Origin of the sequence: Caballeronia sp. LZ033, assembly GCF_031451265.1 — a bacterium.
In the GTDB taxonomy this organism is placed as follows: domain Bacteria; phylum Pseudomonadota; class Gammaproteobacteria; order Burkholderiales; family Burkholderiaceae; genus Caballeronia.
In genome coordinates, this window is record NZ_JARUXQ010000004.1 from 148,138 (window position 1) to 167,769 (window position 19,632).

A 19,632-nucleotide genomic window follows, 5' to 3' on the forward strand; every position below is an offset into this window, starting at 1 on the left:
GTGGTTCTTGGGACTAGCGACATGCACTCGACTCGCGACGGCGTTCCCCAGCCGTCCGAGGCTCGCGGTTCGACCGGACTTTCGACGCGACCGCACAACCGGGAGTCTCCTAACAGGTTCCGTGCCAATTTTTTGTCCCGCGCAGCCATTGCTCGCGAGCGAGATCACGACACGGACTGGATCGTCAGCGCGACGAACAGCGTCGCCACCGCGAGGTCCGCGCTCGTGCCGGGATTGATGCCGCGTGACTTCAGTTCTTCATCCCAGACATCGAGTGCGGCGGACTGCGCGGAGCATCCCGCGTCGCGCCAGCGGGCGCGCTGCAAAGCGGCATCGCGGGTGACACTTTGCGCCGGCGCCGCGCCGTGCTTGCGCACAATGTGCGAATCGGGCCAGCGCGAGAGAAACATCAGGAATGCGTCGAGCATCGCGCGTTGCTGTGCGTCCGGCGTTATCGCTCCTGCCGCATCGGTACTGGTGGCGAAGACATCCGCGAAGCCTTCCGCGTATTGACGCGCGATGCTGTCGCGATCGCCGGCGAGCGCCATGGCCGCGCGCAGCGTGACCGTGGGCGGCGCGTGCACCGATTGTTCAGACGCTTCGCCCAGGCCGCCCGGATTCGCGAGCGCGATGGCCCGATAGGCGAGGCGCGCATCGTCGATGTCGAGTGCGTCGAGCACGCGGCCGGTGGCGTCATGCCAGCGTGCGGCGGTCACGGGTTCGTCGGATGGCAGAAGCTCGAGCGCCGCGCAGAGCGGCGCCGCCAGCAGCACGATGCCGAGATTGGTATTGCAGCCGACACTATCGACGCTGCGTTGCACGGCTTCGAGAATGCGCGCGCCCACGGACGCGCGCGTGATGAACAGCCCCGCGGCCGCGGCCTGCGCGCTCTCGATGAACTGCGTCGCGGTCATCCCGTGCCCCGCGCTGGCGACGCTCACATTGCCGGGCTTGCGCGTCTCGACATCGAGCTCGCACGCGCGCAGGAACGCGACGCGCGGCGGCTCAACGCGGTCCATCGCCGCTGGCGAGCAGGAGTGCGCCGCGCGACTCGGGCAGCTTGCGCGCGAGGAGATCGTCGACGAGCAGTGCGGCGATATCCACCGGCGTCACGCTCTGCAAGCCGCGCCATGCCGCCACGCCGTTCACTTCGAGCACGACGGGGGATCCGTCGCGCGACGGCATCAGATCGACACCGGCGTAATCCAGCCCGAGCGCCTGCGTGGCGCGCACGGCGATCTGCGCGAGCTGCGGCGTCAATTCGGCGGGCTCGCAGTGCGCGCCGCGCGCGAAGTTATGGATCCATCCCGCGCCGCCGACGCGCTTCATCGCCGCGACGGCCTGCTTGCCGATCACCAGCACGCGCCAGTCGAAGCCCGGCTCGCCCGCATCGACAAAGCGTTGCAGATAGGCGACCTGGCTGAACCGCCTGAGCGACGGCAGCCGCACGCCGGGCTTCTTCAGTCCCTTGCCCTGCGAACCGAACAGCGGCTTCATGACCACTTGCCGGCCCGCCGCCGTCTCGCGCATCAGCACGCGCTGCGCGTGCGCGGCCGATTCGCCGGCCCAGGTCGCGGGCGTCGGCACGCCGTAGCGATGCAGCAGGAAGCTCGTCATCGACTTGTCGACGCTACGCTCGATCGCGCGCGCATCGTTATAGACCGGCACGCCGCTTTCCCGCAGCGCGTGCAGGATGCCGAGCCGCAAAGTCACCTGCTCGAAGGTGCCCCCCGCGATGCCGCGCACGAACACGGCGTCGGGCAGCGTGCGGCCGAAGCCGGGAATCGCCAGGCCGTGCGGCGTCCAGGTCGTGTCGATACGGCATTCGGCCAGATCCACGCAACGCGCCTCCACGCCGCGCGCACGGAACGCCTTTTTGAGCCGGCCGGTGTGCCAGCCGGTTTCGTCAGTCATGATGGCTACGCGCGGCGTCGCCGGATTCACGACGCGTCTCCGAGCCATTGGGCGTCGAGAAGCGCCTTGTCCACCTTGCCGCCGTGCCAGGTCTTGCCGCTTTCGAGGCTCGACACCCACACCTCGGCGGGAGCGAACAGCGCGGCATCGATCTGATAGAAGTCGTAGTTGAAGGCCGTGAAGATGTCCGCGAACGGCCGCCCGTAATCGCGCGCATTCGACGACGGCAGTTCGGCGGCCAGGCGCTTCGCCGCCGCATCGCTTTTCACGGTCAGATGCACACGGCCGCCATACAGGATGGCGTCGTTGGTGCGGCCCATCGCCTGAATGCCGTCGGGCGCGGGCGGCGGCAACGGCGCGCTGCCGCTGCCTTCCACGATCTCGCCGAGATCCACGCCCAACACGTGCGTCTTGTGCAGCGCAACTTCCACGACCCGCGCGACGACCTGCACCGTGCCCGCCATGGACTGCGTCGGCGTGACGGCGATCACCAGCGCTTCCGGGGCGAGCCCGCAGTCGCCCAGCACCTTGTCGATGACGACCTGCGGCGGCACGCGGTCCACTTCCATCACCAGCGCGCCGCGCGCGTGCCGGTCGCGATAGCCGAGCTCGTCGAACAGCGCTTCCTTGCCGGCGAGCGCGCGCGCCGGTCCCGAGCCCAGCGAGAAAAATTTCTTGCCGCCGGTCTGCTCCTTGGTCGCGGAGAGGCTCCAGCCCGCGTATTGGCTCGCAAGACACGCGAGCACCGGCTGGCTCGTGTGTACTTCGATGAAGGCAGGCCAGAGCGGCGCGCCATCGAACGCGGCGCGCCGCGCGACCTGCCCGAGGCCGCCCATGCAGATGCGCGCGATCAGCAGGCCCGCCTCCGCGCTGCCCGGCGCGGCGACGCCCGCATCGACGATGACCGTGCCGCCGTCGGTGCGCGCGACGTGGACGCCGAGGCGCGCGGCGTCATCGACGAGCTGCGCGACGAGCCGCTCGCTCGATGCATTGACGCTCAGTGCGGGCGGCGTGAAGGAAGATGAGCTCATGAACGGGAGAGGGTATCGATACGTTGCAGGAGGCGCGCGTGTTCGCGCTCCATCGCGTCGCGCAGCGCGGCGAACGCGGGCGCGGTAAAGGTCATCGTGCAGACCGGCATGCCCGCTTCGATGCGCGCACCAGGCGAGGGCACGTCGTGGCAGGCGGGATCGGCGAAGCAGGCGTCGCTGAATTCGCGCGACACAGTAAAGCCTGTGGGCGCGAACACCACGCGTTGCCCGGCGAACAGCGGCGACGGATGCGTCATCGCTGCACAGCCCTGTGCGACCTGCGGCAATTCGCCGTGCAGGCAGGCATCCAGATGCGCGCCGACCAGGCCGCGCGGCCAGGCGTCGGGCCAGACGGTTTCGTAGAGCGCCATCGTCGATGACGGCCGCGCGTTGATTTCGAGCACGCTGAAGTCGTCGCCGTCGAGCAGGAAGTCGATGCTGTTCAGCCCCGTCAGGTCCGTCTTCCACACGATCGCCTCGATCGCCGCGATGACGCGCGCCGCCGTATCGGCGGGCAGCTGCGCGGGTCCGAGCGAACCCGCATGCACGAACGGCAGCCGTCCCGCCGCGACGGTCAACTGCTCGGCAAAGCCGATCACCACGGCTTCGCGATGCGCCGCGACGAACAGCGCGGACATCGGGCGGCCCTGCGCGAGCCGCTGGAAATAGGCGCGCGGCACGGTGCGATCGACGTCGCCCGCCCATTCGACATGCGTGCCGCCGCAGCCGTCCGGCCGCTTGACGAGCCAGCCTTCAGGTCCGGCAGGCGCGGCGGGCGCGGCGAAGCTGACTTCCGGATGCGGGATGCCGGCTTCGTCGAGCAGGGCGAAGAAGCGCCGCGGGTCGCGCACCGCCAGCGCCTGCGCCCCGTTGCCGATGAAACGCGGCACGCCCGGCGCGCGGCTCAGTTCGTTGGCGAGCGGCTCCAGCCCACTCGTCACGATGAGCCCGAGCATGCGCGGCAGCCGCGCGGCGTGTTCGAGCGCATCGTAGAGCCGCGCGCGGTCGATCGACAGGCCGTTGCCGTCCGGCTTGCCGATGTCGAACCACAGGCCCGCATGTTCGCGCGTATCGCGGTCGCCGAAGATGTCGAGCGCCACGACATTGAGCCCGGCCCGCGCGGCCGATTGCGCGAGCAGCCGCGCCGACAGGCCTGCCACGGCCACGCGCGGCGCGCGGGCGCTTACGTGCGCCATCATGAACCCTGTCCGCCAACGATCGCGCGGGCTTCGTCGAATGCTTCGGGAAAGCCGAGATAGACCGGCTTGCCGCCGGTGCGCATGCGCAGGAAAAGCCGGTGCTCGGCCTGATACTTGACGTTGCCGATCGCCAGCGCGCCGATGCCCACCGCGTCCTGACGCGCCGCGCCCGCGAGCGGCTTGCCGTCGTCCATGACATTGACGCCCGCGATGCCTTCGGGCGGCACCGCGTTGACGTCGGCGGCGATCAGCAGATTCTTCGCGTGTACGAGATCGGCGGCGCTCATCACCTGCACGCCCGCGACGGCCGTCGCGAACACCACTTCGGCGCGCGCCAGCTCGCGGTGCAACTGCTCCGGCGAGCCGGTCGCGACGCCCGTGGTAGCGATATCGAAACGCCGGTTGACTTCGTCGCTGACCTGCGTGGCGCGCGACTGGCTCGAATGGCTCGCGACGACGACATCGGCGCCGAGCGAGGCCGCCATCGCCGCCGCCACGCGTCCGACCGCGCCGGTGCCGCCGAGAATGAGGACGCGCTTGCCGCCGAGATCGACGGAATGCGCGGCCTTCAGGTGCTTCTCAGCGAGCGCGACCAGCGCGGCGGCGGTCGTGTAGGCGCCGCTCGGGTCCGCGAAGACCGAGACCTCGAAGGGCGGCACCATCGCGTGGCGGGCTTTTTCGAGCATGTCGGCGGCGAGCATCACGTCGCGTCCGCCGATGAAGATGCCGGTGCGCGATACGCCTTTCGGCCCGCGCGAAAAGATCGCGTCCTGCGTGAGCTGCACGACGCTGCCCTCGTCCACGTTGCAGTACGGCACGAGGATCTGATAGCCGGCGTCGGCGGCCATGTTCACGTCGAACGGGCTCATTTGCGGCGTGCTCGTGAACATGTGCAGCACGTAAGGTCGTTCGGTGGCTTCGGGCATGGCGGTGGACTCGTGTGGGTATTGCTTTGAATCGCTTGAAATCGATTGAAGCTGTTGTGTGCCGAAACGCCCTTCAGGCCGCATCCGCGCCGCGCTGTCCCGGCGCCGCCGCGCGCCATGTCGCGCCGCGGTTGCGCGCGGCGGCGATGGTGTAGTTCAGCGATGCGCCCGGCGCGGCGCGTCGGGCGGCCGCGAGCGCGCGCTCCGCGTCCTGCGCGCTCTCGACGAACGCGAAGCCCACCGGTCCCCACGAGGTCTGACCGATGCCGGCTTTCTGCTCGGCCGCGACGGCCTCGATCGCGCGCGCGACAGCCGGGCTCGCGAAGACGCCGCCCTGCACCGGCGCGAAGTACTCGCCAATGGTCTGCTGCAGGTCGCACAGCGCGTCCGCGAAGGGCGCGAAATCGCGCTCGGCGACGGCGGGCAGGATCCGCATCAGCACCAGATGACTGAGGTGTGCAGCGAGGTACGCAGGGAACGGCGCGAGCGAGGCGAGCCCGCGCTTCTCGTCATCGCCATGGAGTCCTTCGCGCGAGGTGTCGTCGATGAGCAGCACGCGCCAGGCTTCGGGAAAATCCTGACGCGCGATCAGCGGCGGCAGGAGCGTGCCGGCGGCGCGGCCGCCATCGACGATCAGACCGCCATGATCGAAACCATGAATGCCGATACCTGAACGCAGGCCGCGCGAGAGCACCCGGGCGATGTCGGCGGAGCTCGCGTCGAGGCCGCGCACGCGGGCGAATGCCGTGCCCAGCGCGAGCGCCAGCTGCGTGCCGGAGCCCAGGCCAGTGTGGGCGCGCGGAGTGTCGTGCAGTTCGATGTCGAGTGCCGGACCCGCGCCGAAGGCTGCGTGCAGCGCCGCGAGATGCTGCTCGATGCGCTCGCGCTGCGCGACGCTCGCCGCGCCGTCGATGCGTCCATCAATGCGTCCATCAATGCGTCCATGATGTGCCGCTGCCGGAGCGTGCCGTACGGTAAGGCAGGTACTGTGTGCATCGATGGCCAGGCCCACGCTGCCGAACGAGCGTCCGAGCGAGGCGTTCGGATCGATGAAGCCGAGATGCAGCCGCGCGGGAGATTCGACTGTGATCGCCGAGGGAGGGGATAACCGTCCGGGAGAAGTGGGCATCACGGTCTGTGGTCGAGGCCAGGGGAACCGCGAACATGCAAATGCTGTACCAGAATGAGGAAGCGCGCCGGGCGCGTTCATGGCTGATGTACGAGGACGATCACGCGAAGCGAGGGCTTTCGAAACACCGCCCTCGCTTCGCCTTTGCCGCTAGTCGTACTTGATATAGCGGAAGCGCTGATCGTCGGATGGCGTGCCATCGAGCGGGCCGTCTTCCTTGCCGGGTTGCCAGTGCACCACGTCTTCGATCTTCCGGGCGAGCGTCAGGTCCTTGTCCGTGATGCCCTTCGCCGAATGCGTCTTCAGCTTGACGATGACGAACGCATACGAAACCGTGAGATCGGGATGGTGCCACGCGGCTTCCGCGAGATGGCCCACGGTATTGACCACCATCAACGTCCCTTTCCAGCCCTCGGTCTTGTACTTGCGCCGCAGCCACCCGTCTTCGAGATACCAGTGTGCGAGCGGACCCTTGAGTTGCTGCTTTACTTCCTCGTCGGAATACACCTTTTCGCTTTGAGCCATGACAAGGCCTCCATGAGATGAACATGCTGGTCGAGTATGCGCCGCGCCGGGCGCGCCCATCATTGCATCCTATAGAAAACCCTCAAGGCGGGCGCGATGCACCCTTGCTGCGCAGCGTCATGTCACGCACGCGTCCGCCATGTCCCGTCACGCCTGATGTTTCGCGTATTTGACACAGTATGTGTCGCCATCCGACATCGATCTCACCGCACGCGACAGCAAGCTGCGCCAAATTCCCGATTTCAGGCGGCCATTTAAAACCGGCATGGAATATGCAATTCGCCTCTCTACGCAAACGCCCGGCAATGAACCGGACGACGCGCAACCCGTTACCTGCATTTGAAGGCGCGCACGATGCAACCCGGTAGCGTGTTCATCCTGGGTCGGAAGCATCACCATTCTGGAGGAGACATGAACTTACGCACCCTGGTTCTTGGACTGGCGGTGGTCGCGACGGCAGGCCTGAATTCCTATGTCGCTCAGGCCGACTCGCAACTGGACAGCCTGATCAAGAATCCCTCGAACTGGGCGGCGCAGGCGGGCGATTATTCGAATCACCGCTATAGCACGCTCAAGCAGATCAACGAAAACAACGTCGGCAAGCTACAGGTGGCCTGGACCATGTCGACCGGTGTGCTGCGCGGCCACGAAGGATCGCCGCTCGTCATCGGCGATACGATGTACATCCACTCGCCGTTCCCCAACAAGGTCATTGCCATCAACCTGAAGGACCAGACCTTCATCTGGCAATACCAGCCCAAGCAGGACAATCAGGTCATTTCGGTGATGTGCTGCGATACGGTCAACCGTGGCCTGGCTTATGGCGACGGCAAGATCTTCCTCCAGCAAGCCGATACCAAGCTCGTCGCGCTCGACGCCAAGACCGGCGACGTCGTCTGGACCGCGCAGAACGGCGATCCGAAGAAGGGCGAGACCAATACCAATGCGCCGCACGTCTTCGGCGACAAGGTGCTGACCGGCATCTCCGGCGGCGAATTCGGCGTGCGCGGACGGCTCGTCGCGTACAACATCAAGGACGGCAAGGAAGCGTGGAAGGCCTACAGCGTCGGCCCCGACAACGAAATGCTGATGGACCCGCAGACCACCATGACGTGGACCGACGGCAAGATGGTGCCGGTGGGCGCGGACTCGTCGTTGAAGAGCTGGCAGGGCGACCAGTGGAAGTACGGCGGCGGCACCACGTGGGGCTGGTACGCATGGGATCCGAAGCTGAATCTTGTCTACTATGGCTCGGGCAATCCGGGCACATGGAACCCGACGCAGCGTCCCGGCGACAACAAGTGGTCGATGACCATCTTCGCCCGCGACCTGAACACGGGACAGGCCAAGTGGGTCTACCAGATGACGCCGCATGACGAATGGGACTACGACGGCGTCAACGAGATGATCCTCTCCGACCTGAACATGGGCGGCAAGAAGGTGCCGGCCATCGTTCACTTCGACCGCAACGGCTTCGGCTATACGCTGAATCGTCAAACGGGCGAACTGCTGGTCGCGCAGAAGTACGACCCGGCGGTCAACTGGGCCGACAGCGTTGACCTGAAGAGCGGCCTGCCGATCCGCAACGCAAGCTACTCGACGCAGAAGGCCGGTCCCGATCACAACGTGAAGAACATCTGCCCCGCGGCGCTCGGCTCGAAGGACCAGCAGCCGGCCGCCTTCGATCCGGGTTCGAGCCTGTTCCTCGTGCCGACGAATCACGTCTGCATGGACTACGAGCCGTTCCAGGTCGACTACGTGTCGGGTCAGCCGTTCGTCGGCGCCACCTTGTCGATGTTCCCGGGCCCGAACGAGAAGGGCGCGATGGGCAACTTCATCGCGTGGGACGCGGCCAAGGGCAAGATCGTGTGGTCGAAGCCGGAGAAGTTCTCGGTGTGGTCGGGCGCGCTCGCCACGGCCGGCGGCGTCGTGTTCTACGGCACGCTCGAAGGCTACATCAAGGCGGTGCGCATCAAGGACGGCAAGGAGCTGTGGAAGTTCAAGACGCCGTCCGGGATCATCGGCAACGTCTTCACGTATCAGTACCAGGGCAAGCAGTTCATCGGCGTGTATTCGGGCATCGGCGGCTGGGCCGGCATCGGCATGGCGGCGGGTCTCGAGAAGTCGACGGAAGGCCTGGGCGCGGTCGGTGGCTACAAGGACCTCGCGAAGTACACGGCCCTCGGCGGCACGCTGTTCATCTTCGCCATCCCGAGCTGATGCGCGTTCTCTGACCTGAGTGAAGGGCGCGGCGGCTGCAAGGGCCGCCGCGCCGCGCTTCCCCCCCATTACAAAGACATGTTCAAGGAGTCAGACGTATGAAAGGCCGATCACTCTTGATGCTGGCGATGACGCTCGCTGCGTCTTCCGCTTCGTTCGCGCAAACGCCTCCTCCGATGCCTGCGCAAGTGAAGCCGGTCGCGTACAAGGTCGTCGAGGGCAACAAGGTCGACAGCGACACGCTGCAGGGCTGGAAGACCTGGCGTGCACTCGCATGCGAACGCTGTCACGGGGCGAAGCAGGAAGGCATGGTCGGCCCTTCGTTGATCGACGCTTTCAAGACGCTGGACAAGACCGAATTCCACCGCACCGTGTTCGGCGGACGCGTGGACAAGGGCATGCCGGACTTCAGCACCAGCCAGATGATGCAGAAGAACTGGGAAAACCTGTACGCGTATCTGAAGGGACGCTCCGACGGCAAGATCAATCCGGGCGACTTGCAGGCGATCGATGCAAAATAAGGACGCGCGCCGCACGCGAATGCGGCCGACATCCGATGATTGCTTTCAACCCGGAGGTGCTTCGATGTCCAGTCGTCATGCAAGCCGCGCCGCTTCGTTTCGATTCCTCGCCGTGCTCTGCGCGGCGTGCGCGACGTTCCCGGCGCAATCCGCTTTTGCGCAGGGCGCGGGCGGGCCGCCGCCCAATCTGCCGGACAACGACGGCGCGGATGGCGTGCTGCGCGTGTGCGCCGATCCCAACAACATGCCGCTCTCGAACAAGAAGGGCGAGGGCTATGAGAACAAGATCGCGAGCCAGATGGCGAGCGACTTCGGCTACAAGCTCGAATACACCTATTGGCCGCAGCGCATGGGTTTCGTGCGCAATACGCTGCGCGAGAAGGTGCCGCAGAGCGAGCGCTTCAAGTGCGACCTGATCATCGGCGTGCCGAAGGGCTATGAACTCACGGCAACCACGCGGCCCTGGCTGCATTCCACCTATGCGATGGTGTTCCCGAACAAGCCTGAATACGCGAGCATCAAGTCGCCGACGGATCTCATGAACCTGCCGCCGGACCAGTTGAAGAAGATGAAGCTCGGCATCTTCGTGAAGAGCCCCGCGACCGACTGGCTCCTGAGCCACAACCTGCTCAATCAGGCGGTGTCGTATCAGGGGCAGAGCGGCGATCCGGAAGCCTTTCCGGGCGAGATGATCGAGCGCGACCTGGCCAAGGGCGACGTCGATGCGGCCTTCGTCTGGGGGCCGATCGCGGGTTACTTCGTCAACCGTTCGGACAACAAGGTGCGGCTGGTGGCGTTCCCCGCCGGCCAGCCGATCCGTTTCGACTACGAGATCTCGATGGGCGTGCGCTATGGCGAAAAGGCGTGGCGCGACAAGGTGGACAACTGGATCGCATCGAATCAGCCGAAGATCGACGAGATCCTGACCAGCTATCAGGTGCCCTTGCTGCCGTTGCAACCGGCCTCCGCGCAATGAAGCGGGCACTGGGCGTTTGTGTTCTCGCGTGCGCCGCGCAGATGCTGACCACGGCGAGGGCGGCGGATGCGCCCGCCGCGTCCGCGCCGGCCGTGCAGATTGCGCCGGCGGAGCGCTTGCTCTTCATGCAGCCGCATCTGAGCGGCGTCGAGCCGCAGACGGAACTGGATTACGCGGTGGATTACTCCGGGCCGCCCGCGAAGGTGAACGACACGGTGCGCGTGCTCGTCATGAGTCCCGGCAACAGCCACAACGACGCGCGCGTGACCGACCGCACGGGCAACGTCAACGTGCCGGGCGGGCTGCCTTGCAATCCGATGATCATCTACTTTCTCGAACATGACATCGCAGAGATGGAGCAGCTGACGGGCGGACAGCGGCGTTACTTCCAGCAGCGCGTGCGGATGGCGCTGGCGGCGGGTCCGGCCATCACGCCGGTGTCGAGCGAGTCGCTCGGGCTCGGCAAGCATGCGAAGGCACAGCAGATCGTCATCCAGCCTTACCTGAACGATCCCAACGCGGACCGCTTCAAGAAGTACCTCGCCAAGCGCTACACCTTCGTGATGGCCGATGACGTGCCCGGACACCTGCTGATGATCCGCACGGAAATCCCCGGCGACGGCGGCGACTTCGCGCATCCGCTCGCGAAGGAAACGCTTGCGTATCAAGGCTCGCTCAAGAACATGAGCACGCCGGGCGGAGGACCGGTCAAGCCGTCCAACGCGCCTCGCGCCAGCAATTGAGTTGAACGGTTGAGCGGGATGTCTCGCGCTTCTCTTCCGACCCTCCTGCGCCATCCCTGGCCCGACCGGATCCCGAACTGCGGGACGAACCGGTTGTCATCGGCGTGCCATATGCCGATTCCCCGCAGCAAACCACGCGCGCGCTAAGCAACGGCAATAAGCCGGTTACCACGGCGCCCGCGTTACCTTCATCCCGCGGCATTCGTCGATGACCTGCCGGGCGCCCGGCTGCGCAGGGTCATCGATGGACGCCCATTCGTATAGCTGAACAAACGCGTGAAGCGGGGTGGTCGGACGATCAACGTTCGGTCCCGTGGACGTTCGTGTTCCCGACTTTCGAACGAACGCCCATCGCGCACGATGGCGGCAACGTCAAACGGTGCTGCCGGGCCTGAGCAAGTACATTGCGCTTGGCTATCTGCCGGACAGGCGGGCATCGTCATTGATTCCAGCCATAGCAACGGCACGTCTTCGACGACCCTGGAATATGCGAGCAACGATTTCGCCGTCTCGCAGTTCGCGCAGGCCATGGGCGATTCGACGAACGCCACGAAGCTGCTCGCGCGCTCGCACAACTGGGCCAACGTGATGAAGTCCAACGCGACCAAGCTGAACGGCGTGTCGGTCACGCAGCTCCAGCCACGCAACCAGAACGGCACGTGGCCGGCTTACACGACCACCGACCCCGTGGAAGGCACCGCCGAGGAATACACGACGTGGCAGCCGCTCGCCATGCTGAAGACCGAGCGCGCCGTCGCCGGCCTGGGGCGCGTATTCGTCCGCGACGCCGCAGCCGCCTTCACCCGGGGGAAGCGAGTTCTGAGGTTTGCCGTGCGCGGGTAGGAGCAGGACCGTGCTTGTACCGGGTTTTTCGGGCCGATTCGCTGGAGTAGAATCGGCCCGGCAGGAACCGACCTCAAGCAACGGACCTCGGCACGGAGAAGCACGATGGCGAAGTCGATCACCATGCGCAAGGCTTCTCCGATCACGACGCCACTGGCGCTCCGGCCAGAGGGCGCGCGTTCGTGAACTTCATCCGCTCCCTCACCCTCCGGCAGTTGCAGATCTTCGTCATCGCGGCGCGTTGCCCCAGCTTCGCACGCGCGGCCGAGGAACTGCACCTGACGCAGCCCGCCGTATCCATGCAGATTCGCCAGCTCGAAGACGCCATTGGCCTGCCGCTTTTTGAACGCGTGGCGCGGCGCCTCGCACTGACCGAAGCCGGCGAGCGCCTGTCGCATCATGCGAGCCGCATCCTCGGTGAAATAAAGGACGCCGAAGACGCGATGATGTCGCTCACGCAGGCGGACAGCGGCTCGATTGCGGTGAGCATCGTCAGTTCCGCCACCTACTTCGCGCCCAAGCTGCTGGCGCTGTATTCGCAGCAGTATCCGAAGGTCGATGTGCACTTTTCGGTCGGCAATCGTGAAACGCTGCTGCGTCTGCTGCAGGACAACGCCACCGATCTCGCCATCATGGGCCGTCCGCCGCCCGAACTCGGCACCACCGCCGAACCGCTCGCCTATCATCCGCATGTGATCGTCGCGCCGCTGTCGCATCCGTTGCGGCACGCACGCGGCTTCGACCTGCAGGAACTCGCGCACGACACCTTCCTGCTGCGCGAGCCCGGCTCGGGCACGCGCGCGGTCGCGGAACACGTGTTTCGCCAGAACCTCTTCGTGCCCGCGCGCAGCGTCACGCTGGGCAGCAACGAAACCATCAAGCAGGCCGTGATGGCCGGCATGGGCGTGAGCCTCATTTCCTTGCACACGCTGTCGCTCGAACTGCGCACCGGCGAAATCTGCATCCTCGACGTGAACGGCACGCCGGTCGAGCGCACCTGGCAACTCGTGCATTCGCGGTCCAAGCAGCTTTCGCCGACCTGTCTCGCGTTTCGCCGCTTCCTGCTCGAACACGCCGAGCCGTTCCTCGAACAGGAGTATGCGCCGTTCGGCGTGCGCCGCCCGAAGCGCCTCGCGCAAGCGGGCGGCGCGTGATGGGGACGGCATCGCGCGGTGCGTTGTTCATGTTGCTCGTGTTGCTTGCATGCGCAACCATCGCGCGCGCGCAGACGCCCTTGCCGGTCACGCAGATCGCACCGGGCAATTACGCGCACCGCGGCCATGATGCGCTCGCGACGCCCGCGAACGGAGGCGACATCGCGAACGTGGGCTTTGTCGTCGGGACGCGTTGTGTGGCCGTGATCGACACCGGCGGCACGCTCGCGGAAGGCCGCGCGTTGCGCGCCGCCATCCGCCGGGTCACGCCGCTGCCGGTCTGCTATGTGATCAACACGCACATGCATCCGGATCACATCTTCGGCAATGCGGCGTTCAAGGACGATCATCCGCAGTTCGTCGGCAACGCGAGGCTGGCGCAGGCCGAAGCCGCACGCGCCGACAACTATCTGCGCGCGCTGCATCGCGAGCTCGGCGCGGCGGCGGAGGGCAGCGAGATCGTCCCGCCGACGCAGAGCATCCACGGCGAAGGGACGCTCGATCTGGGCGGCCGCACGTTGACCTTGCGCAGCTGGAAAACCGCGCATACCAACAACGACTTGACGGTATACGATGAGAAGAGCGGCACGCTGTGGACCGGCGACCTGCTGTTCGCCGGATGCATTCCGGTGGTGGACGGCAGCGTGATGGGCTGGCTGGACGACATCTCGCGCATTCGGCAGATGAAACCGCGTCATGTCGTGCCGGGTCACGGTCCGCTGGACCCACCCTGGCCGCAGGCGCTGGATGCCGAAGCGGACTATCTCGCCAGCCTGGCGCGCGATGTGCGTGCAGCCATCAAGCAAGGCGAGACGTTGCAGCAGGCGGTGGACAGTGTCGGTGTGGACGAACGCGGCAAGTGGCTCCTGTACGACGATTACCATCGCCGCAATGTGACAGCTGCTTATGCGGAACTGGAGTGGGAACAGTAGCGCTGCGGCGCACTGGAGGGACATCATGAAGACCGCAGGGTTTGGCGCTCGCTTCGTTTCGGCAGCGAGCTTCGCTTCCGCCGTGCTTGTTCCAATGCTTGTTTCAATATCGACACAGGCTGCGCAGCCCGACGACAACCCCGACAAGAACGCGCGCTGGCAAGACTTCAGGCAAGGCACCTTCAAGGACCGGACGATCGACCCTCACGGCGACGCGGTCATCAAGCTCGATGCGCCCGCGCGCGCCGCCGACGCTTCCGTCGTGCCCATCGCGATCAACGCGCAGTTTCCGCAGACGCCGACGCATTACATCAAGGCGGTGTATCTCTTCATCGACGAAAATCCGGAGCCGTATGCGGGTTCGTTCGAGTTCACGCCGGAATCGGGCATCGCGACCATCGAGACGCGCGTGCGGGTCGAGGACTATACGTTCATGCGCGTCGTCGCCGAGACCAACGACGGCAAGCTCTACAGCGCGGTGCGTTTCGTGAAGGCATCGGGCGGCTGTTCCGCGCCCGCGGACACGGACGACGACGCCGCCGAGCGCGCCGCCGGCGAGGTCAGGCTGCGTACCGAAGGTGCGCCGGTGAGCGGCAAGCCCGAACTCGCGCAGGTGATGGTGCGTCATCCGAACCGCACCGGCATGGCGATGAACCAGATCACGCGCAACTACGCGTCGGCGTACTTCGTCCGCAAGGTGGCCGTCACGTATGCCGGCAAGCCCGTGATGACCGCCAACGTCAACTTCTCGATCAGCGAGAACCCCAACTTCCGCTTCTACTTCGTGCCGAGCGGCACGGGCGAGTTGCAGGCGCATATCGAAGACACGAAGAGCAAGTCATGGGATGGCGCCGTGGCGGTCAATGCCCAGCCCGGCAGCACACAGACCTCGGCGATGAAATGACGCGGCGCGGCTGGCATGCGCGTCTTCGTGCGTGGTTCGTCGGGTACTGGCTGCTCGCAGCGAGCGCGCTCGCGCAGGCGGCGCTGAGCGGCATGCCCGCGCCGGTTGCCATTGCGCCGGGCGTGTATGCATTCATCGGCGACAACGGCGCCGTGGCGCCCGCGAATCACGGCATCGTCGCGAACAATGGCTTCATTGTCGGGACGGATGGCGTGACGGTGATCGACACCGGACCGTCCTACCGCTATGGCCGCGCGATGCTCGAGGCGATCCGCAAGGTCACGCCGCTGCCGGTCAGGCGCGTCATCATCACGCACCAGGCGCCGGAGTTCGTGTTCGGCGCGGCAGCGTTTCGCGACCAGGGCGTGCCGATTCTCGCGCATGCCCGCGCGGCGCAGCTGATTCGCGAGCGCTGTTCGATCTGTCTGGCGAACCTGCGCAAGACACTCGGCGAAGACGAGATGGCCGGTTCGCGCGTGACCGTGCCCGATGAAACCGTCAACGGCACCACGGAGCTCGAAAGCGGCGGGCGCAAGCTGCAACTGCTGCATTTCGGGCCGGCCAGCACGCCCGGCGACCTCGCTGTACTCGATACCGAGACCGGCGTGCTCTTCGCGGGCGGGCTCGTATCGAACGGACGCATTCCCGAACTGCGCAACGAGCAGATTCCCGGCTGGCTCGCGGCGCTCGAAAACCTCCATGCGCTCGATCTGCATACCGTGGTTCCCGGCTTCGGGCCGCCCATGCCCGACGACGACATCCTGCAAACCGGCGTCTATCTGCGCGAACTCGATGCGGCGGTGAGGCAGGCCTACAAGAACGGCGTCGGCCTGACGGAGGCGATGCATACCGTGCAGGTCCCGGCGTTCCGCACCTGCAAGCTTTACGCGATCGCACAGCCGCAGAACGTGCAGCGCATCTATCTGCAACTCGAAAAGCAGTAGCACCTTCCGCCTGCTTTCCCGGCCGTACCAACCACAGGAGACATGACGATGGCCCAGCTCGTAGCGCTTTACAAGAAACCGTCCGACACGAAGGCATTCGATGATTACTATGTTTCGACCCACGCGCCGCTCGCGAAGACGCTACCGGGCCTGCGCAAGTATGAGGTGAGCACGGGGCCGGTGGCGGTGGCGTCGGGGGAATCGCCTTATCATCTCGTGGCGCTGCTGGAATTCGATTCGCTCGAAGCGATTCAAGGTGCGCTGGGTTCGGAGCAAGGGCAGAAGACGGCCGGCGATCTCGCCAACTTCGCGCAGGCGGGCGTCGATCTGCTGATGTTCGACACGAAGCCCGCCTGAGCCCGTCGAAGCTAATCGATGCGGCCGGAGGACGAATCGCTCGATTCGGCCTCCGGGTCTGCAAGGGTCAGATCTTCGCGGCGATGATTGATCGCCAGGAACACGCCCATGAGAACGAGAAAGGCAGCGACCAGCATCGTGGCGTTGACGAGCACGCGCTCGTAGCCCAGTTCCGAGACGTTGATGAACGGGTACGGATAGAAGTCTGAGACACTGCCGCGCCATAGCGTAATGACGAGATAGCTGAGCGGATAGACGAGCCACAGCGCACAACGCCTGAGCGACAGGTGAAAGCGCGGCACGAACAGGAACCAGTACAACGCGGCGAGCGCCGGCACCACGGTGTGCAGCGATTCGTTGACGAGCGCGCGATAACCCGACGGTGTCCACAGATAGCGCAGCAGCGCGTTATACGCGATCCCCACGAAGACGATATACACGACGACCGCCGTCACGACAGTCGGCCGTCTGAAGAAACGCGCGACCGGAAAACGCGCTCGCGTGGCGACGCAGGTGAAGCAGAACGCCGTCAGCAGCACGGTCAGGTTCGTCAGGTAGCTGCTCATGCGCGCGACGCCATCCAGGACGGAGAAGCCGCGCCCGGCGAACCGCGCGATGGTGATGTCCGTCTGTGCCGCGAAGGCGAGCCACGCGATCATCGCGATGGTCGCGGCCACCGCAAGCGATGCCGTGCTGGGCGTGTTGAGCGGCAGATCGGGCTGGCGGGACTGAGGGGTGTCGGGGGGCATCGGCATGAAGTCATTCTACGTGCGCGCCGATGCCCTCGCAGCCGCGACCCTTACGCCAGCTTGAGCGCGGCGTCGCGCAGCGCGGTGCGCAGACCTTCCTCGACCACCGGATGGTAGAACGGCATGCGCAACATGTCGGCGACGGTGAGCTTCATTTGCAGCGCCCACGCCAGCAGATGCGCGATATGCTCCGCATCCGGCCCGATCCATTCGGCGCCGATGAATCGGCCGGTCGCACGCTCGGCATAGACATGCATGAGCCCGCGATTTCTCAGCATGACGCGGCTGCGTCCCTGATCCTCGAAGCTCACTTCGCCGGTGACGAACGATCCGGGCGCAAGGTCGGCATGACGTGCGCCGACCATCGCGATGCCGGGATCGGTGAAGGCGATCGCCAGCGGCGCGCGCCGTTCGAGGGGCTCGGCCTGCTCGTCCCGTGCAACACGCGCGGCATTGGCACCCGCCGCGCGGCCTTCGTCGGCGGCTTCGTGCAGCAAGGGCAGCACGCCGTTGGCATCGCCGGCGACGAACACCGGATGCGTACCTGCCTGCAAGGTCTGTGCATCGTAGACGGGCATGCCGTCGGCATCGAGTTCCAGCGATGTATCGCGAAGCCCGAGTCCGCCGATGTTCGGCTTGCGGCCGGCTGCAACCAGCACGTAATCGAACGTGTCTTCCAGCACTTCGCCCGTGTCCGATACATAACGCAGCCGAACTTCATCGCCTTCGCGCACCGCCGCCTGCACATTCGCGCGCGGCTCGAAGCGGAAGGCCTCGCTGAAAGTCCGTTCCGCATAGGCGCGGATCGCGGGATCGGTCAGCGGACCCACACGTCCGCGCGCGCCGAGCACCGTCACCCGCACGCCGAGCCGTGCCAGCGCCTGCCCGAGTTCCAGCCCGATGACGCCCGCGCCGACCACGGCAACGCGCTTCGGCAGGTCATCCCAGGAGAACACGTCGTCGTTGATGACGGCGCGGCCGCCGAGCGCGCGATACGTCGCGGGCATGACTGGGCTCGATCCGGTCGCGATGACGACGGCCTTCGCGTGAACCTTCGTATGCTCGCCGACCATCAGCCAGCGATCGTCGATGAAGCGCGCATAACCGGTCAGCTTGTCTTCGGCGGGGAGGGCATCGACGCCCTCGACCACGAAGCCGACGAAGCGATCCCGCTCACGCTTCACGCGCGCCATCACCGCATGGCCGTCGATGCGCACCGCGCCGTCCACATGCACGCCGAACGCGTCGCCGTGACGCGCATGATGCGCGGCATCGGCGGCTGCGATCAGCAGCTTCGACGGCATACAGCCGACGCGCGCACAGGTCGTCCCATGCGCGCCGCCTTCGATGAGAAGCGCCGTTGCACCCGCTGCCTTCGCCGCGCGGTACGCGGAAAGTCCCGCGCTGCCCGCGCCGATGATGGCGACATCCGTATGGATCGTGTTCATGATGGTGTCCCGAGAAATGTGTCCTGCTTCCATGGGTTCCATCATGGCGCGCACGCGTTGAAAGGTGAATGCTCGTTCGGATCGCATAGCGACTCGATCGTCTCAACACGATGTCCGCCCAAGTCATGTATTCATCTAGACGTCTCATGCGCGTCACCGGGACGTCACATCGGCTTCCTAGAATCTCCCGAACGTTTCAGCGCGCCCGTCCGGCGCGCGCCATCGAGGGAAGCTATGGACGCAATTCGCATCGAGCGTCTCACCAAGACGTTCAGGAGTGGCCGCAAGGCGCTGGATTCCGTGGATCTGCGCGTGCAGGAGGGCGAGATGGTCGCGCTGATCGGCGCGTCGGGATCGGGAAAATCCACGCTGCTGCGGCATATCGCCGGTTTCACGGCATCCGACCCCGCGCCGTCGCACGTCACCTTGCTCGGCCGGCCGATCCAGCAGAACGGCAAGATCGTGCGCGAAGTGCGTTCGATTCGCCGCGACGTCGCTTTCGTATTCCAGCAGTTCAATCTGGTCGGACGCCTTACGGTGCTGACCAACGTGCTGATCGGCGCGCTGTCCCGCGTGTCGTTGTGGCGCCGTCTTACGGGCCGCTTTCCGCGCGGCGAGCGCAGCTTGGCACTGGAATCGCTGACCGCGATGGGCATCGGCGAGCACGCGCTGGAACGCGCCAGCAATCTTTCCGGCGGTCAGCAGCAGCGTGCCGCGCTGGCCCGCGCGCTGGTGCAGCGTGCGCGCATCGTGCTCGCGGACGAGCCGATCGCGTCGCTCGATCCCGAATCGGCGCGCCGCGTGATGGACCTGATGCAGTCGCTCAATCGCGAGCATGGCCTGACGGTCGTGGTGTCGCTGCATCAGATCGATGTCGCCATGAAGTACTGCCCGCGCACCATCGCGCTGCGCGACGGCCGCGTGGTGTTTGACGGCGCCTCCGAGCGCCTGACGCCGCCGGTGCTGCGCGAGCTGTACGGCGCGTCGGCGGATGAACTGCTGACGACGCAGCGCGCCTCACAGGAACGCACAGAGGCACAGCCGTCTGAAGCGACCGATCAACGCGCACATGCCTCGCCGGTGTTCGCATCGGCGGCCGGCTCCTGAAGTTCGAACT

General features: G+C 66.0%; 20 protein-coding genes. 11 read left to right on the forward strand and 9 right to left on the reverse strand.

All coding sequences use genetic code 11. From position 1 onward, the window contains the following. Nucleotides 1–164: 164 nt before the first annotated feature. The 7 genes from QCE62_RS28080 to QCE62_RS28110 form a co-directional block, all read right to left on the reverse strand. Nucleotides 165–1,019: a triphosphoribosyl-dephospho-CoA synthase gene (locus QCE62_RS28080; protein WP_309925599.1), complete on the reverse strand. Its 855-nt coding sequence runs from the start codon at nucleotides 1,017–1,019 to the stop codon at nucleotides 165–167. Further along, on the reverse strand, nucleotides 1,006–1,962 hold the full coding sequence (locus tag QCE62_RS28085) for a RimK family alpha-L-glutamate ligase (protein WP_309925601.1): 957 nt from the start codon (nucleotides 1,960–1,962) through the stop codon (nucleotides 1,006–1,008). The genes QCE62_RS28080 and QCE62_RS28085 overlap by 14 nt, the downstream gene beginning before the upstream one ends. Beyond that, complete coding sequence (gene mch / locus QCE62_RS28090) at nucleotides 1,941–2,945, reverse strand: methenyltetrahydromethanopterin cyclohydrolase (protein WP_309925603.1); 1,005 nt, start codon at nucleotides 2,943–2,945, stop codon at nucleotides 1,941–1,943. The genes QCE62_RS28085 and mch overlap by 22 nt, the downstream gene beginning before the upstream one ends. Continuing rightward, nucleotides 2,942–4,144: an ATP-grasp domain-containing protein gene (locus QCE62_RS28095; RefSeq protein WP_309925604.1), complete on the reverse strand. Its 1,203-nt coding sequence runs from the start codon at nucleotides 4,142–4,144 to the stop codon at nucleotides 2,942–2,944. The genes mch and QCE62_RS28095 overlap by 4 nt, the downstream gene beginning before the upstream one ends. Continuing rightward, a complete protein-coding gene (locus QCE62_RS28100; RefSeq protein WP_309925606.1) occupies nucleotides 4,141–5,070 on the reverse strand; it encodes a methylenetetrahydromethanopterin dehydrogenase in 930 nt (309 codons plus the stop codon). Before QCE62_RS28100 ends, QCE62_RS28095 begins: the two co-directional genes overlap by 4 nt. Before the next feature lie 73 nt (nucleotides 5,071–5,143). Next, a complete protein-coding gene (locus tag QCE62_RS28105) occupies nucleotides 5,144–6,199 on the reverse strand; it encodes a beta-ribofuranosylaminobenzene 5'-phosphate synthase family protein (RefSeq protein ID WP_309925608.1) in 1,056 nt (351 codons plus the stop codon). A 150-nt stretch (nucleotides 6,200–6,349) separates the two neighbouring features. Continuing rightward, nucleotides 6,350–6,724, reverse strand: a complete 375-nt coding sequence (locus QCE62_RS28110) for a 4a-hydroxytetrahydrobiopterin dehydratase (RefSeq protein ID WP_309925609.1) — start codon at nucleotides 6,722–6,724, stop codon at nucleotides 6,350–6,352. Between the two features lie 411 nt (nucleotides 6,725–7,135). On the opposite strand from QCE62_RS28110, the gene QCE62_RS28115 reads away from it, so the two are divergent. The 10 genes from QCE62_RS28115 (at nucleotide 7,136) to QCE62_RS28160 (ending at nucleotide 16,318) form a co-directional block, all read left to right on the forward strand. After that, complete coding sequence (locus tag QCE62_RS28115; protein ID WP_309925611.1) at nucleotides 7,136–8,944, forward strand: methanol/ethanol family PQQ-dependent dehydrogenase; 1,809 nt, start codon at nucleotides 7,136–7,138, stop codon at nucleotides 8,942–8,944. Nucleotides 8,945–9,042: 98 nt separating this feature from the next. After that, entirely contained in the window at nucleotides 9,043–9,465 is a 423-nt protein-coding gene (locus QCE62_RS28120) for a c-type cytochrome (RefSeq protein WP_309819264.1), read from the forward strand. 64 nt (nucleotides 9,466–9,529) lie between these two features. Beyond that, a complete protein-coding gene (locus QCE62_RS28125; RefSeq protein ID WP_309925613.1) occupies nucleotides 9,530–10,441 on the forward strand; it encodes a substrate-binding domain-containing protein in 912 nt (303 codons plus the stop codon). Continuing rightward, a complete protein-coding gene (locus QCE62_RS28130) occupies nucleotides 10,438–11,184 on the forward strand; it encodes a hypothetical protein (RefSeq protein ID WP_309925615.1) in 747 nt (248 codons plus the stop codon). The genes QCE62_RS28125 and QCE62_RS28130 overlap by 4 nt, the downstream gene beginning before the upstream one ends. Before the next feature lie 360 nt (nucleotides 11,185–11,544). Continuing rightward, the gene (locus QCE62_RS28135) at nucleotides 11,545–12,027 is read left to right on the forward strand and encodes a glycoside hydrolase domain-containing protein (RefSeq protein WP_309925617.1); all 483 of its coding nucleotides are present in this window, start codon (nucleotides 11,545–11,547) and stop codon (nucleotides 12,025–12,027) included. 182 nt (nucleotides 12,028–12,209) lie between these two features. Next, entirely contained in the window at nucleotides 12,210–13,181 is a 972-nt protein-coding gene (locus QCE62_RS28140) for a LysR substrate-binding domain-containing protein (RefSeq protein WP_309819274.1), read from the forward strand. Nucleotides 13,182–13,210: 29 nt separating this feature from the next. After that, complete coding sequence (locus QCE62_RS28145; RefSeq protein ID WP_309925618.1) at nucleotides 13,211–14,113, forward strand: quinoprotein relay system zinc metallohydrolase 2; 903 nt, start codon at nucleotides 13,211–13,213, stop codon at nucleotides 14,111–14,113. A 25-nt stretch (nucleotides 14,114–14,138) separates the two neighbouring features. After that, on the forward strand, nucleotides 14,139–15,017 hold the full coding sequence (locus tag QCE62_RS28150) for a quinoprotein dehydrogenase-associated SoxYZ-like carrier (RefSeq protein ID WP_309925619.1): 879 nt from the start codon (nucleotides 14,139–14,141) through the stop codon (nucleotides 15,015–15,017). Beyond that, nucleotides 15,014–15,961: an MBL fold metallo-hydrolase gene (locus QCE62_RS28155; RefSeq protein ID WP_309925622.1), complete on the forward strand. Its 948-nt coding sequence runs from the start codon at nucleotides 15,014–15,016 to the stop codon at nucleotides 15,959–15,961. Before QCE62_RS28150 ends, QCE62_RS28155 begins: the two co-directional genes overlap by 4 nt. Before the next feature lie 48 nt (nucleotides 15,962–16,009). After that, the gene (locus QCE62_RS28160; protein ID WP_309925625.1) at nucleotides 16,010–16,318 is read left to right on the forward strand and encodes an EthD family reductase; all 309 of its coding nucleotides are present in this window, start codon (nucleotides 16,010–16,012) and stop codon (nucleotides 16,316–16,318) included. Between the two features lie 11 nt (nucleotides 16,319–16,329). Here the strand turns inward: QCE62_RS28160 and QCE62_RS28165 are convergent, their stop codons facing one another. Beyond that, complete coding sequence (locus QCE62_RS28165) at nucleotides 16,330–17,067, reverse strand: Pr6Pr family membrane protein (protein WP_409017956.1); 738 nt, start codon at nucleotides 17,065–17,067, stop codon at nucleotides 16,330–16,332. A gap of 50 nt (nucleotides 17,068–17,117) precedes the next feature. Beyond that, the gene (locus QCE62_RS28170; RefSeq protein WP_309925628.1) at nucleotides 17,118–18,515 is read right to left on the reverse strand and encodes a dihydrolipoyl dehydrogenase; all 1,398 of its coding nucleotides are present in this window, start codon (nucleotides 18,513–18,515) and stop codon (nucleotides 17,118–17,120) included. Between the two features lie 234 nt (nucleotides 18,516–18,749). On the opposite strand from QCE62_RS28170, the gene phnC reads away from it, so the two are divergent. Then, nucleotides 18,750–19,622 (forward strand): phosphonate ABC transporter ATP-binding protein, encoded by an 873-nt coding sequence (phnC, locus tag QCE62_RS28175; protein WP_309925630.1) that lies wholly within the window; start codon nucleotides 18,750–18,752, stop codon nucleotides 19,620–19,622. Nucleotides 19,623–19,632: the final 10 nt, after the last annotated feature.

Bases quoted from the DNA above. Each gene is read 5' to 3' on its own strand.
- QCE62_RS28145 (WP_309925618.1), top strand. From the start codon at position 13,211: ATGTTGCTCGTGTTGCTTGCATGCGCAACCATCGCGCGCGCGCAGACG.
- QCE62_RS28115 (WP_309925611.1), top strand. From the start codon at position 7,136: ATGAACTTACGCACCCTGGTTCTTGGACTGGCGGTGGTCGCGACGGCA.
- QCE62_RS28100 (WP_309925606.1), bottom strand. From the start codon at position 5,070: ATGCCCGAAGCCACCGAACGACCTTACGTGCTGCACATGTTCACGAGC.
- QCE62_RS28130 (WP_309925615.1), top strand. From the start codon at position 10,438: ATGAAGCGGGCACTGGGCGTTTGTGTTCTCGCGTGCGCCGCGCAGATG.
- QCE62_RS28110 (WP_309925609.1), bottom strand. From the start codon at position 6,724: ATGGCTCAAAGCGAAAAGGTGTATTCCGACGAGGAAGTAAAGCAGCAA.
- QCE62_RS28105 (WP_309925608.1), bottom strand. From the start codon at position 6,199: ATGCCCACTTCTCCCGGACGGTTATCCCCTCCCTCGGCGATCACAGTC.
- QCE62_RS28160 (WP_309925625.1), top strand. From the start codon at position 16,010: ATGGCCCAGCTCGTAGCGCTTTACAAGAAACCGTCCGACACGAAGGCA.
- mch (WP_309925603.1), bottom strand. From the start codon at position 2,945: ATGAGCTCATCTTCCTTCACGCCGCCCGCACTGAGCGTCAATGCATCG.
- QCE62_RS28095 (WP_309925604.1), bottom strand. From the start codon at position 4,144: ATGATGGCGCACGTAAGCGCCCGCGCGCCGCGCGTGGCCGTGGCAGGC.
- QCE62_RS28120 (WP_309819264.1), top strand. From the start codon at position 9,043: ATGAAAGGCCGATCACTCTTGATGCTGGCGATGACGCTCGCTGCGTCT.
- QCE62_RS28080 (WP_309925599.1), bottom strand. From the start codon at position 1,019: ATGGACCGCGTTGAGCCGCCGCGCGTCGCGTTCCTGCGCGCGTGCGAG.
- phnC (WP_309925630.1), top strand. From the start codon at position 18,750: ATGGACGCAATTCGCATCGAGCGTCTCACCAAGACGTTCAGGAGTGGC.
- QCE62_RS28085 (WP_309925601.1), bottom strand. From the start codon at position 1,962: ATGGCTCGGAGACGCGTCGTGAATCCGGCGACGCCGCGCGTAGCCATC.
- QCE62_RS28170 (WP_309925628.1), bottom strand. From the start codon at position 18,515: ATGAACACGATCCATACGGATGTCGCCATCATCGGCGCGGGCAGCGCG.
- QCE62_RS28135 (WP_309925617.1), top strand. From the start codon at position 11,545: ATGGCGGCAACGTCAAACGGTGCTGCCGGGCCTGAGCAAGTACATTGC.
- QCE62_RS28155 (WP_309925622.1), top strand. From the start codon at position 15,014: ATGACGCGGCGCGGCTGGCATGCGCGTCTTCGTGCGTGGTTCGTCGGG.
- QCE62_RS28125 (WP_309925613.1), top strand. From the start codon at position 9,530: ATGTCCAGTCGTCATGCAAGCCGCGCCGCTTCGTTTCGATTCCTCGCC.
- QCE62_RS28165 (WP_409017956.1), bottom strand. From the start codon at position 17,067: ATGCCCCCCGACACCCCTCAGTCCCGCCAGCCCGATCTGCCGCTCAAC.
- QCE62_RS28150 (WP_309925619.1), top strand. From the start codon at position 14,139: ATGAAGACCGCAGGGTTTGGCGCTCGCTTCGTTTCGGCAGCGAGCTTC.